This window comes from Mobiluncus mulieris (assembly GCF_014204735.1).
GTDB lineage: Bacteria > Actinomycetota > Actinomycetes > Actinomycetales > Actinomycetaceae > Mobiluncus > Mobiluncus mulieris.
The window spans coordinates 754,218-766,116 of record NZ_JACHMA010000001.1; the positions used below are offsets into that span (position 1 = coordinate 754,218).

Sequence of the window (11,899 nt, forward strand, 5' to 3'; positions counted from 1 at the left end):
TCGGCTGGGCTCCGGACGGCACCTCATGAACCCGGGGGTGGGTAGGAAGACGAACGCAAACTAAGGTGACCCAAACAGGGGAAAATGACTCTCATGAATCCCAGGGGTTGATGATTTTTAGTCCGAGGTCGGTGAAATCTGGGGTGTCGAGTGGGATTTCTAGGTTAACCCCGCCTTCTTGCAGGGAGTGGTTGTATAGCTGTCCCACCCAGGAGTTATCAAAGCGATGTTCGGTGTCCAAAACCGTGGAGAGGATGTCCCGAGCCTCGGCCTCCATGGATTTGCCATTAGCCGCCGCCCGCAGGCGCAGCCGCTGTTTGGTGACCTCCGGGAGCTTCCTGATGGTAAGTGTGCTCATGCTAGCGATGCTAGCAAACTAAGCATGATTCTGTAAGAGGTTCCGTGTCTAAGATTACATCGGGAATCCGGTAAGCGCCTCATGAAGGCGGGAAGTCTTGGACGAGCAGAGCCGTTGCTCTGGGGAGCGACAGCAATTCTTCGGCTAGGGCTGGTTTATTGTGATGAAATCCACGCCCAAGTGTTGGTAAGTCGAGGCGGCGCGGGCATCACGAGTCGCTAGGGTGAGTCCGTGCTTCACTGCGGCTAATCCGACCAGCCCGTCGTATACGCTGCCTCCGCTGACCCCTGCCGCTACCAACTCGGGTAGTGCTTGGGCTTGACTGGTGGAATCCAAAAACACAGCGGGCAAGAACCAAGCCTCGAACAAGCGCAACACATCCGGCGGGGCTACCGCTAAATCATAAGGTAAACGAGTCAACACTGAATACGTTTCAAAAGCGGCATGCCCGCTTAGACACAAGTCCTTGTCCGTTGCCCAATTTCGTACCATCCGATGTGCCGCATGCGCTGATTGCAGCAAAGGTACCGCAACCGAAGTATCAATGGCGTAAGTTTCGCTCATTTACGCACGCTGTCCATTAAGGTGTACATCAAGTCATCGTCAAAACGAGCCTCGCTGGCAGCCACGGGTTTACCAGCAACGACTTTCAGACTAGCTTTGCGTCCGCCCGGAGTGATCTGCAGCCCGTTGCCGTACAAAGAAATGTCAACGGGAGTCCCGGAGTTAAGCCCCAATTGGTCACGGAAAACCTTGGGGATAACCAGCCGCCCCGCTTTGTCCAGTGTTGCCTCCATAACTAAATGGTATCCGGTTGGGAATCAAATGCCAATAGGACGGCGTACCTCAAACCATTCAGCGCGAGAATGCGGAAATCCTGCCAGCGCGGCCTGCAAAATTTCGGCCAGTTTCCCGGATGGCACCTCATGAAACCTTGGCGGCGGAAAACAAACCACAGATTTCAGCCATGTTTTACCGCCCCTTATCTGAATCATCAACGCCGGGTCAAGCCGGTCAAACCCAAGATAGGCCTAAAACAAGGCGGGCTGGAAACCCGTGCTCCCAGATTCGACATCGCCAGAATTTACGCCGGAATCCGGGCTGGCACCTCGTGAAGCCAAAAACACCCCCAAACCAGGCCCCGTAACCGACTGACGCCCCGCCTGAAAAGCAGTAGCCGCCGCCCGAGCCAAATCATCAGCCCGCTCATTCATAGGGTGACCGGCATGACCCTTCACCCACTCAAAACGCACCCGACGACCCGCCAGCAGCGCATCCAAACGTTTCATCAAATCATCATTCAGTACCGGTTTCCCATCCGCCTTGCGCCAGCCGCGCCGCTTCCACCCCGGCATCCACTTGGTCACCGAATTAATCACATACTGGGAATCACACAGGAAATGCACCGCGATTTCAGGAAACACGGCGCTGGCCTCCAAAAAATCAATCACCGCCATCAACTCGCCGCGATTATTCGTCGCCTGCGGCCAGCCCCCCGCCGACCAGTTGTTTTCATCCACAAACCACGCCCAGCCCGCCGGACCGGGATTACCCAAAGCAGAACCATCCGCCGCCACCGTTATTTCCATGTACACCATCCTACTGTGGTAGCAGCGGTTGCGCTGGTGGCGTGGTTACGTGCCAGTTCATGAGGTGCCAGTCAGCGACGGGCTGTTCCAGGAATTGGTAGGATGGAATAGTCAATTTAATTGTGGGCCGAAGAAAGGGCAGCTGTGGAAGAGGAAAACCGCAAACCGTGGGAAAATTTGGGGGATACACCAACGGAACAATGGCGTGAAAGAAAGGGTGCTACAGAGTCTAGCCCTAAAGAAAATTCATCTGCGGGATATGGCGAGCGGGCCAATGGAGACGAACCTCGTAACCAAGATTTCCGGGATAACAGACATCTAGACCGTGACAACTACCGTGACGGGGCGCGCCAAAATCGTGGCGGATTCAAAGGCTCCCGGGACAAAGGCGGGTTTCGTTCGGAGGGTCGTGACAATAAACGCGGCTATGGAAAGCGTGATTCTGGCGGTTTTGGCGGGCGACGCGGTGAACACGGGAATCGCGACGGCTGGGGCAGCCGAGACGGGCGCGACGAGCGTCGGGATGGGTATCGCGACGCTCGCCACGACAATCGCCGGGGCGGATACCGTAATGACCGTAATGACCGTAATGACCGGCACGATGGGAGACGTGACGACCGTCGGGATGGTCGGCGCGACCGAGGCGACTACGGGCGTTCCCGCACGACCGAATCCAAACGTGGTCAAGGCTCGCGCCGCGCGGTAAACCTGGATCTTCCCGCCTCTATCACCTGGGACATGCTGGATAAAGAGGTGTGGCGCCGACTCAGCCCCCTGCCGAAAGAAACCGCCGAACTGGTGGCTCGTCACCTGGTGATGTCGGGAGAATTAGTGGATGAAAACCCCCAGCTGGCCTATGAACACGCCAAAGCCGCCCTGAAAATGGCGTGGCGTATCGACGTAGTGCGCGAAGCCGTGGCGCTCACCGCGTACGGCTGTGGAAACTATGCCGAGGCCTTGCGCGAGGTGCGCACGGTGCGGCGCATGAGTGGCATGGACGTTTTGGTCGCGGTGGAAGCCGATTGCGAGCGAGGTTTGGGTAAACCCGAAAAAGCTCTCGAGATTATCGCCGCCGCCGATAAAACCGCCCTGGATGAATCTCAGAAAGTCGAACTGGCTATTGTAGAATCCGCCGCGCGGGCAGACTTGGGTGAACACGAAACCGGTCTGGCCATTGTCGAGGCCGCGCTCAGAGGCATTAATCCCGAAAAGCAAAGCTTTGAATACGGACGCCTGTTGAGCGTGAAAGCCGAGCGGTTGCGCAAACTTGGCCAAGAACTCGAGGCGTGTGAAGTCGAAGCCTTGATACCCCGCGAGGTAGAGGACGCTGAAATCATTGACCTTGCGGCTGAAGCCGAGGCCGAAGAACAAGCCAACCCCACCACGATGCGCGGTACGAATGTAGCGCTGGCTGCCCAGTTCCCCGTGATTATGACCGACCTGGACGGGGTGACGTGGAATGGTAACACTGCCACCCCCGGTTCCGCCGAGGGCATCACGAAGGCTCGTGAACTCGGAGCCAAGGTCTTCTTCCTGACCAATAACGCCGCGCGTCCCCCGCAAGCTGTGGTGGAAAAACTGGCTGGAGTTAGAATCACGGCCGATGTCAGCGAGGTTGTCACCTCGGCACAAGACGGTGCCGCCGCCCTGACTAAACTGATAGAACCCGGGGACAAGGTACTGTGCGTCGGGGGTGAGGGCGTGGCGACCGCCGTCACTGCCGCAGGCTTCCAACCAGTGGATGCGGCCAGCGAGGAACCCGCCGCCGTGCTGCAAGGCCTCGGATTCGACGTAGGGTGGAAGGAACTGTCCGAAGCCTGCTATGCGATTGGGAATGGCGCGAAGTGGGTAGCCACCAATATGGACATGGCCTTGCCCACCGAATCCGGCCGCGGGATTGGCAACGGGGCGTTTGTCTCGGCCGTGAAAGCCGCTACCCGTACCGAGCCAGTAGTGTGTGGGAAACCAGAAGAATCGATATACAACCTCGCTTTATCTCGCGCGGCCGAACATTTGCGTTCCATTCCGGAGGTCGCCGCCCAGGTGGAGGCCTTCGAAGAGGCCGCCAAAGCGAAACGAGAGGAAGCCTTGAAGAACAAGGCGGCGCAGCAAGACCCCGACGAGCTCCTCGTGAAACCCACCGAAGAAGAAATCGCGGCCGAAAAAGCCCTGGACGAGAAAATGGCTGCCAAGCGGGAACGCCGAGTGTTCAAACATCACGCCGTGGCGATTGGCGACCAGCTGGCCACCGATATTCTGGGAGCCAACCAGGCGGGGATTGCATCTTGTGTGGTGATGACCGGGCTGACCCAGCCGCGAGACCTGGTGTTGGCACCCCAAAACCAGCGTCCCGACTTTGTGGCCTTGAACCTGTCGGATTTAGCGTTGCCCTTTGACCGCCCGGAACTGCGTCAACGCGGCTGGTGGTACTGCGGAGACACCCGCGCGCGTATCAACGGGGAAACGATTGAGGTACGCGGCTTGGGGACGCTAGAGGAAGGCGCCGAGTTATCGCTGGCCGAATTCCGGGCGGTACTGGCCGCCGCTTGGTATGCCCGCGAACAAGGCACCCGGGTACGTTGTCCCGAGTTTAGCGTGGTACGCGAAGTGGCTCGGGTCTATGAACCCGAGGAAGACGGGGCAGACACGTTGGCTTCGCCCTCCGAGATGGCACCTCGTGCAGCCGAAACCACCACAGTGCCGGAAGAAAACGTTACGGTCACGCCAACCCCCGCAGTCGACGAAACAGCGCCAACAGATTCCGTGCCCGCAGCAGACTGGGGCGAGTCAGCTATCCCTGAGGCGGATTCATGAGTGGCGTGCCGAGTCCCGCCGCAATGACAGGTGACGATCTGCCTGACTATCGGGAGGCACTCGAGCAAGCCAAAGACGCGCCACTCGACGAACAGCTGGCCTTGTTGCAGCGTGTCAACACTGCTTTACAAGATGTGTTGCGTAAAGACTAGGTAACCGGTGGTAGAGACTAGATAGCTGGGCAAAGGAGGAACATGAAACGCGCCCGCTTGGACACGGAATTGGTACGCCGACACCTGGCGGCATCCCGCACTCAAGCCGCCGCTATGATTCAAGCCGGGCGAGTGTTGGTCGACGGGCAGACAGCCATGAAACCCGCTCGTCAAGTGGAACTTGCCGCCGCGATTGTACTGCGCGACCCCGATACCGTCACCTACGCTTCACGGGGAGCACACAAACTGCTCGGTGCCCTGGATTACCTGGAACTTTACGGACCGGGCTTACCATCAATAGAAGATAAAATCTGTCTGGATGCCGGCGCATCCACTGGGGGATTCACCGATGTACTGCTGCGGCGCGGGGCAGCGAAGGTTTTCGCGGTCGACGTGGGATACGGTCAGCTTTCTTGGCGGCTGCGTACCGATTCGCGGGTAGTTAACCTGGAACGAACCAATGTGCGCACCCTGGATGCCGCGTTGATAGACCCGCCGGCCGACCTGGTGGTGGGGGATTTATCGTTTATTTCCCTGGAACTGGTGTTGCCGGCGTTGACAGCGGCAACCCGGGAAACAGCGTGGTACCTGGTGATGGTTAAACCCCAGTTCGAAATTGGGCGAGAACGCCTGGGACACGGGGGAGTGGTACGTGACGTGAACCAGCGCATCGAAACTGTTTTGGGGGTAGCCGGGGCGGCGCAAAAACTGGGGATGGGTATCGCCCAGGTAGCACCTTCCGGGCTGGCAGGACCGGCGGGTAATGTGGAGTATTTCTTGTACTTTGCGCGCCAAAATCTAGTGGAGCACCCCCTGGAAAGCGAAGAACTGGTGCAGGCATGTCGGAAAGCCGTGGAACGTGGGCCGAAAAGCTGACAGACAGAGAGAAGCCCGTAGAAACCCGGTAAAAATGGGGGGACAGTAGAAGGAAATTTACGCCCAGGGATGTGAGACACTGGTTATTGAAAGGAAGAGAGGCTGAGGATGGGAATAGAAAAATCTTTGGAAGATACTCCCGGCGACGATTCTATAGCACGGGTGACGGGATGCGACCCGCAAACCGCCACCCCACAGTGGGATGGCGAGGGCGAAGCCATGAAAGACATGGGGGGATACGCGGACTGCTGCGGAGCCAGCGAAGCTGACGAAGCCTGCCCGTATCGTCCACCCACCGCCGAAGAGGTCGCCAGGTTCAGCCGCAAACAGGAGGAGCGGGTGTGAATAAACGCACCATTATGGTGTTCAACCACCGGAAACGCCAAGAAGCCCTCGAAGCCGCGCGGACAGTGTGCGAAATCCTGGAAAAAGCCGGTATCGCCACGGTGGGACGCGGCAGCGACACCCAAGTGGAACTGATTATTGTGCTGGGCGGGGACGGCACAATTCTGGAAGCCGCCTATATCGCCCAAAGTCAGCAAGTACCGCTGGTGGGAGTGAATCTGGGTCACGTCGGGTTCTTGGCTGAAGCCGAGGAAGAAAACCTCGAAGACCTGTGCCGCCGGGTGATAAACGGCGACTACCAGGTGGAACGCCGCATGTGCATCGATGCCGAGATTCGCACCCCTGACGGCAAAATCAATACTGAATGGGCAGCTAATGATATCGCCGTGCTGTCCACCGATTCAGGACATCCCGCCCTGCTGGCCTTTGGGGTTGACGGGGGTGCAGTCAGTGAATACGGGGCGGACGGGCTGATCGTGTCGACCCCCACTGGTTCCACCGCCTATAATTTTTCGGTGGGAGGACCTGTGGTATGGCCCGATGTCCAGGCTTTGGTTTTGTCCCCGCTGGCGGCGCACGGCTTGTTCACGAGGTCACTGGTCTTGGGGCCGACCGCAGTGCTAGAAATCCAAGTGTTACCCAACCAGGTGCAAGACTGCGAGGTTTGGGCCGACGGTAACCGAGTGTTACAGGCTCCCCCGGGAACCTCGATTAGGGTGACGAAATCCGCTTCTGACATGCAACTGGCACGTCTGGTTTCCCAGCCATTCTCCGCTAGACTGGTGAAAAAATTTGACCTGCCCGTCGAAGGATGGAGACGCCGGAAATGATTGAATCCCTGCGCATCGAAAATCTGGGAACCATCAGCCACGCCGAGTTGGGGTTTTCCCCTGGGTTCACTGTGATTACCGGGGAAACCGGGGCGGGGAAAACTATGCTGTTGACTTCGCTGAACTGGTTGCTGGGAGCCCAGCCGCGCGCCTCGCTGGTGGCGGCCGGCAGTGAAAGTGCCGTGGTGGAAGGTACCTTCCTAGTCGACGCATCGGCCGCCGCCGTAGTGATGGAAGCCGGGGGGGTGGTGGAAGACGGCGTGGTAGAGGCCGCGCGAATTGTTCCGGCTCAGTCTCGTTCCAAGGCTCATCTGGGGGGACGCACGGTTCCGGCCGCCACCTTGGGTACCTTCGGGGCGGATTTGGTGTCTGTGCACGGCCAGGCCACGCAAAGCCGGTTGCGCGGGGAAAAAGCCCAGCGTGAAGCGGTGGATGAGTTCGGCGGTAAAACCCACCAGGCAGCGTTGCAGACCTACGCCAAGGCCTGGGAGGAATGGGGAGCCGCCACTAAAGACCTCGAAATCTGGGAGGAAAACTTTGAAACCCGCCAGCGTCGCCGGGAAGTCCTGGAGCACCTATCCGAAGAATTCCAGGCACTCGCTCCCGAAGATGGGGAATTCGAAGAACTCACCGCCACAATTTCACGGCTTTCCAATGTGGAAAATCTGCGGGAAAACGCCACCGCCGCCCTGGTGGCTCTGGATGACGATTCCGAGATACAAGTCGGGGCGAATGCCCTAGTTGACATTGCCCTGCGTGCCATGGAAAAGGTCACGCAACAAGACGGTTCGCTGGCGGATTTGGCCGATATGGTGGCCTCGGCCAGCTACTCGCTGGGGGAAGCCACCCGCGAGTTAGGGATTTACCTGCGGGACTTGAATGCTGACCCGCAAGCCCTACAAGTTGCCTTGAGCCGGCGAGCCGCATTTACGGATTTGAGCCTGAAAGTTGCCGTGGAACCCGATGCGCTTGGCAGTGCCTGGCGAGATGTGGAAACCGAACTGGGTGGAATGCAAGACAGCGAGGAACACCGCCAGCACCTCATGAACGCGGTAGAAAAAACTGGTGCCGCCCTAGAAACCGCCGGAGCAAAGCTACACGCGCAACGCGAGAAAACTGCCGCCACTTTAACGAAAGCCATTAACCGGGAGCTAAAAGGCCTTAACATGCCCGAAACCCGGGTAGAGATTATGGTTGAGCTCGGCGAACCTGCCGCCAGCGGAGCTGATACCATCGAGTTCCTGATGCAACCACACGCGAAGGCGCCGCTGTTGCCCCTGGCCGAGGCGGCTTCCGGCGGGGAACTGTCGCGAATTATGCTGGCGCTCGAGGTCAGCTTAGCGGACACCCCGGGTACGTCGGCTTCACGAGGTGCCATCCCCAATAACAACCAGAACCCCAAACGCACCTTTGTCTTCGACGAGGTAGACGCCGGCATCGGAGGACAAGCCGGAATCGAGGTGGGTAAACGCCTGGCACGACTCGCGAAAGACTACCAGGTAATTGTGGTAACCCACTTGGCACAGGTGGCGGCCTTTGCAAACCTGCAAATCCAAGTCAGTAAAAGCAAAGGTGAAAGTCAGCTTGAACCCTTGAATCCGGAGGCGCGGCGCGAAGAACTGGCGCGCATGATTTCCGGCAGCCAACTGACCGACACGGCCTTGCGCCATGCTGATGAACTGCTAGCGCAGGCAGACGTGGCACAATCGGAGGTATGAGAACCATGTTTTTCCGCAAACGCCGCGAAACCGCGCTCCCCACCGGCATGGTTCGGATTGATTCGCGCACCAAGAACCTGGTGAAACGCTTGCATCCCGGGGAAATTGCGGTGATATCACATCTGGATTTGGATTGGGTCGCCGCCGAGTCTCTGGTGGAAAAACGTCCGGCCGCAGTGTTGAATGCCCAACAATCCACGTCCGGGCGCTATCCCAATCAAGGCCCGAAGCTGTTGTTGGACGCGGGAATTCCCCTGATTGACGACCTGGGTAATGACGTGATGAGCCTCAAAGAAGGTCAACGGGTGGAAATCCGGGACAATCAGGTCTATCAAGGCGAAAAACTGATTGCCGAAGGCGTGCGGCAAACCCAAGAGACAAATGCGGCCAATATGGAAGCTGCTAAGGCCTCGCTGGGAGTACAAATCGAGGCCTTTACGGCTAACACCATGGAATATTTGCGACGGGAACGTAATTTATTGTTGGAAGCAGTGGGGGTTCCGGAGCTGAAAACCAATCTGGCGGGACGCCAAGTACTGATGGTGGTGCGCGGCTATAACTATAAAGAAGACCTGCAGATGCTGCGACCCTATATTCGCGAGTATCGCCCGGTGTTGATAGGGGTTGACGGTGGGGCAGATGCCTTGCTGGAAAACGGGTTGAAGCCAGATTTAATTGTGGGAGATATGGATTCAGTAACTGATACCGCCTTAAAAAGCGGGGCGGAAATCGTGGTGCATGCGTACACAAATGGCAAGGTGCCAGGACTGGCTCGGGTACAGGAGCTGGGAGTGGAACACGTAGTGTGGGCCGCCGTGGGCACTTCAGAGGACATTACCATGCTGCTGGCCGACGAGAAAGGCGCAGACCTGATTGTGGCCTTAGGGACACATGCGACTTTGTTGGAGTTCCTGGACAAGGGACGTGCCGGGATGTCTTCGACATTTTTGACGCGCCTGAAAGTGGGCGGGAAATTGATTGACGCTAAAGGGGTTTCCAAACTGTACCGCCCCCGCATTAATAACTCTCAGATAGGCATTATGATGGTGGCCGGGCTGGCCGCTTTGCTGGCTGCTTTGGGGGCAACGGCGGTGGGACAAGCATTTTTAGGAATCGTAGCGGCGAATCTGGATTCCTGGTGGCAAAGTTTAAGGGGCATAATCGGATAGGTTTACCGGAAGGATTACTGATGATTGATTTTAGATATCACCTTGTTTCCCTGGTGGCGGTGTTCTTGGCGCTGGCAGTCGGGATAGTTCTCGGTGCCGGTCCTTTGGCGCAACCCATCGGTGAAACCTTGACCGGTCAAGTGGACAAGCTGCGTGAAGACCGTAATGCTCTGAGTAACCAGCTGGCTGAATCTAAGGAAAAATTGACCACCAGCGAACGGGTTTCCGATGCTTTTGCGCGACGAATTTTTGACAAACTCCTGGCTGGAGTGAATGTGGCCGTGGTGGTTTTGCCGGGTGCTGACGGTGAGGATGTCAAGAAAGTCAGCGAGAAAATCGGTCAGGCCGGGGGGGCGGTTTCCGCCCAGATTAATCTGCGCGAGGAATTCTTTTCCCCCGAAAAAAAAGCCTATCGAGAAGCACTTTCTGGCCAGATTACCCAGTATCTCGAGGATACCACCCGGGTTACTACCCCGGAAGACACCTTGGCGGCGGCGGTGGGTCAACTGGCTTTTATCGGCCAAAACGAGGCATTAACCGGGATTCTGAGTGTGGCGGATACCCCTTTGCTTCAGGTGGTAACCCCCGCGAAGGCTCCGGCTCGGGTGGGGGTGATTATCGGTCCGCGCTCCGACAAAACGAAGTCACCCGCTAATGGCAAGGATAACGGTGCGACACGCGATAAAAGTGTCGACCCGGTGTACCTAGAGCTGGCACGCACCCTGAATTCCTTTGCAGGTGGAGCCGTGGTTTTCGGGGCTGGTACCACCCCCACTGACTTGGTTTCCATCATTCGTTTCGAGTCCACCCCGGTATCAACAGTTGACAGTATCGGATCGGCCTCGGCCTTGCTGGTACTGCCTTTTGCTTTGGTATCGTCTATGAATGGCACGGTAGGAGCCTGGGGTGCCGAGTCAGGGGCAACAGCGCTGGTGCCGCCCCTAGATCAGAAAATAACCCCGGGATCCGAGCCTCCGGTAGAGCCTAGTCAGGCCGCCCCCAATTCGGGACAGCCTGGTCAGTGAAATAGTTCGCCAACCCGGCTGGCACCTCATGAAGCCCCAGCCAACCCAGCCAACCCAGCCAACCCAGCCAACCCAGCCAACCAGTCGCTTGAAGCGCGCCCAAACCCTAGAAATCGCCCCGAAACGAGAGACAAAACATGAAAATCCCATGGAAACGCACCAACTTCCGCGGCCGTGAGGTCACCTTACTGGGCGGGGCACTGCTGGTCGGGCAACTGGTTACGGGGCACGCCATCAACGCGCTACGTGGAGATAGCATTAGCTGGCGAATAGCAGCGGCTTCATTAGGAGCTGGCCTGGTTGGCGGCTACGACGACATGACAGACAGCGAGACTCGGAATAAAACCACCAAAGGTCTACACGGACACCTCGGAGCCCTGGCAGAGGGGCGTCTGAGTCCCGGGGCGGTGAAAATGCTGGGGCTGATAGCCACCGGTATGCTGGCGGCCAAACCCCGCCGACAAGTCCTGGATTGGTTGGTTGAAGCCGGGGTAATCGCCGGAGGCGCGAATTTAGTGAACCTATTCGACTTGCGCCCCGGGCGCGCCCTGAAAGTAGCTAGCCTAGTGGGTTTGGCTGGGATATTTCCCCGCTGCGCCTGTGGGGGGCGCGGGCAAAGCCCCAAGATGGGGCGCCAAGACCGCGCTTTGGTGAACCTATTCGCTATCGGAGCGGCTTTCCCCATGGATATGCGTGAATACACCATGCTGGGGGATATGGGGGCGAATTCCCTGGGGGCAGCGCTGGCTGCCACCTGGATACCGGGGCGCTCACGCGGCGCGAAACTCGCGGTTTTGGCTGGGATTACGGCGTTGACTCTGGCCAGCGAAAAAATCAGTTTTTCGGCTGTAATCGAGAACCATCCCCTCATGAAAACCCTCGATGAACTGGGGCGACATCGGGACGACCAATCGGAAAAGAATCGTAACCCTGCCCCCGCCGTGACCGACGAGATGGTGCCGTCAATCCCATTCCAGACAAACGACGCTGTCGCAGTTAAAGAAACCCCGGCTTAAATTCGCG

The 11,899-nt window shown here is 58.0% G+C and carries 14 protein-coding genes; 10 read left to right on the forward strand and 4 right to left on the reverse strand.

The window, feature by feature from the left end:
- Positions 1 to 91: 91 nt before the first annotated feature.
- The 4 genes from F4555_RS03405 to F4555_RS03420 all read right to left on the reverse strand — a co-directional run bounded on the left by F4555_RS03405 (position 92) and on the right by F4555_RS03420 (position 1,956).
- Positions 92 to 358, reverse strand: a complete 267-nt coding sequence (locus F4555_RS03405; RefSeq protein ID WP_004017876.1) for a FitA-like ribbon-helix-helix domain-containing protein — start codon at positions 356 to 358, stop codon at positions 92 to 94.
- A 144-nt stretch (positions 359 to 502) separates the two neighbouring features.
- On the reverse strand, positions 503 to 922 hold the full coding sequence (locus F4555_RS03410; protein WP_004014849.1) for a type II toxin-antitoxin system VapC family toxin: 420 nt from the start codon (positions 920 to 922) through the stop codon (positions 503 to 505).
- Positions 919 to 1,155, reverse strand: a complete 237-nt coding sequence (locus F4555_RS03415; RefSeq protein WP_004012600.1) for an AbrB/MazE/SpoVT family DNA-binding domain-containing protein — start codon at positions 1,153 to 1,155, stop codon at positions 919 to 921. Before F4555_RS03415 ends, F4555_RS03410 begins: the two co-directional genes overlap by 4 nt.
- Positions 1,156 to 1,389: 234 nt before the next feature.
- Complete coding sequence (locus tag F4555_RS03420; RefSeq protein WP_036369588.1) at positions 1,390 to 1,956, reverse strand: ribonuclease H family protein; 567 nt, start codon at positions 1,954 to 1,956, stop codon at positions 1,390 to 1,392.
- A gap of 316 nt (positions 1,957 to 2,272) precedes the next feature.
- Here F4555_RS03420 and F4555_RS03425 point away from each other — a divergent pair, with 316 nt between their 5' ends.
- The 10 genes from F4555_RS03425 to F4555_RS03470 all read left to right on the forward strand — a co-directional run bounded on the left by F4555_RS03425 (position 2,273) and on the right by F4555_RS03470 (position 11,892).
- Entirely contained in the window at positions 2,273 to 2,653 is a 381-nt protein-coding gene (locus F4555_RS03425) for a hypothetical protein (protein WP_248613694.1), read from the forward strand.
- A gap of 32 nt (positions 2,654 to 2,685) precedes the next feature.
- Positions 2,686 to 4,761: an HAD-IIA family hydrolase gene (locus F4555_RS03430; RefSeq protein WP_114990361.1), complete on the forward strand. Its 2,076-nt coding sequence runs from the start codon at positions 2,686 to 2,688 to the stop codon at positions 4,759 to 4,761.
- Positions 4,758 to 4,913: a hypothetical protein gene (locus F4555_RS03435; RefSeq protein ID WP_004014855.1), complete on the forward strand. Its 156-nt coding sequence runs from the start codon at positions 4,758 to 4,760 to the stop codon at positions 4,911 to 4,913. Before F4555_RS03430 ends, F4555_RS03435 begins: the two co-directional genes overlap by 4 nt.
- Positions 4,914 to 4,955: 42 nt before the next feature.
- The gene (locus F4555_RS03440; RefSeq protein ID WP_103758996.1) at positions 4,956 to 5,789 is read left to right on the forward strand and encodes a TlyA family RNA methyltransferase; all 834 of its coding nucleotides are present in this window, start codon (positions 4,956 to 4,958) and stop codon (positions 5,787 to 5,789) included.
- Positions 5,790 to 5,897: 108 nt separating this feature from the next.
- On the forward strand, positions 5,898 to 6,134 hold the full coding sequence (locus F4555_RS03445; RefSeq protein WP_115326075.1) for a hypothetical protein: 237 nt from the start codon (positions 5,898 to 5,900) through the stop codon (positions 6,132 to 6,134).
- Entirely contained in the window at positions 6,131 to 6,964 is an 834-nt protein-coding gene (locus F4555_RS03450) for an NAD kinase (RefSeq protein ID WP_004012590.1), read from the forward strand. The genes F4555_RS03445 and F4555_RS03450 overlap by 4 nt, the downstream gene beginning before the upstream one ends.
- The gene (gene recN, locus F4555_RS03455; protein WP_004014857.1) at positions 6,961 to 8,682 is read left to right on the forward strand and encodes a DNA repair protein RecN; all 1,722 of its coding nucleotides are present in this window, start codon (positions 6,961 to 6,963) and stop codon (positions 8,680 to 8,682) included. The genes F4555_RS03450 and recN overlap by 4 nt, the downstream gene beginning before the upstream one ends.
- Positions 8,679 to 9,851: a putative cytokinetic ring protein SteA gene (gene steA, locus F4555_RS03460; RefSeq protein WP_004012588.1), complete on the forward strand. Its 1,173-nt coding sequence runs from the start codon at positions 8,679 to 8,681 to the stop codon at positions 9,849 to 9,851. The genes recN and steA overlap by 4 nt, the downstream gene beginning before the upstream one ends.
- Positions 9,852 to 9,871: 20 nt before the next feature.
- Positions 9,872 to 10,876: a copper transporter gene (locus F4555_RS03465; RefSeq protein ID WP_004014859.1), complete on the forward strand. Its 1,005-nt coding sequence runs from the start codon at positions 9,872 to 9,874 to the stop codon at positions 10,874 to 10,876.
- 137 nt (positions 10,877 to 11,013) lie between these two features.
- Positions 11,014 to 11,892: a beta-carotene 15,15'-monooxygenase gene (locus tag F4555_RS03470; RefSeq protein WP_103758997.1), complete on the forward strand. Its 879-nt coding sequence runs from the start codon at positions 11,014 to 11,016 to the stop codon at positions 11,890 to 11,892.
- The last annotated feature ends 7 nt before the right edge of the window (positions 11,893 to 11,899 follow it).

Excerpts from the sequence above, each read along its gene's own strand:
- F4555_RS03405 (WP_004017876.1), bottom strand. The coding sequence starts at position 358 with ATGAGCACACTTACCATCAGGAAGCTCCCGGAGGTCACCAAACAGCGG.
- F4555_RS03410 (WP_004014849.1), bottom strand. The coding sequence starts at position 922 with ATGAGCGAAACTTACGCCATTGATACTTCGGTTGCGGTACCTTTGCTG.
- F4555_RS03415 (WP_004012600.1), bottom strand. The coding sequence starts at position 1,155 with ATGGAGGCAACACTGGACAAAGCGGGGCGGCTGGTTATCCCCAAGGTT.
- F4555_RS03420 (WP_036369588.1), bottom strand. The coding sequence starts at position 1,956 with ATGGTGTACATGGAAATAACGGTGGCGGCGGATGGTTCTGCTTTGGGT.
- F4555_RS03430 (WP_114990361.1), top strand. The coding sequence starts at position 2,686 with ATGCTGGATAAAGAGGTGTGGCGCCGACTCAGCCCCCTGCCGAAAGAA.
- F4555_RS03435 (WP_004014855.1), top strand. The coding sequence starts at position 4,758 with ATGAGTGGCGTGCCGAGTCCCGCCGCAATGACAGGTGACGATCTGCCT.
- F4555_RS03440 (WP_103758996.1), top strand. The coding sequence starts at position 4,956 with ATGAAACGCGCCCGCTTGGACACGGAATTGGTACGCCGACACCTGGCG.
- F4555_RS03445 (WP_115326075.1), top strand. The coding sequence starts at position 5,898 with ATGGGAATAGAAAAATCTTTGGAAGATACTCCCGGCGACGATTCTATA.
- recN (WP_004014857.1), top strand. The coding sequence starts at position 6,961 with ATGATTGAATCCCTGCGCATCGAAAATCTGGGAACCATCAGCCACGCC.
- steA (WP_004012588.1), top strand. The coding sequence starts at position 8,679 with ATGAGAACCATGTTTTTCCGCAAACGCCGCGAAACCGCGCTCCCCACC.
- F4555_RS03465 (WP_004014859.1), top strand. The coding sequence starts at position 9,872 with ATGATTGATTTTAGATATCACCTTGTTTCCCTGGTGGCGGTGTTCTTG.
- F4555_RS03470 (WP_103758997.1), top strand. The coding sequence starts at position 11,014 with ATGAAAATCCCATGGAAACGCACCAACTTCCGCGGCCGTGAGGTCACC.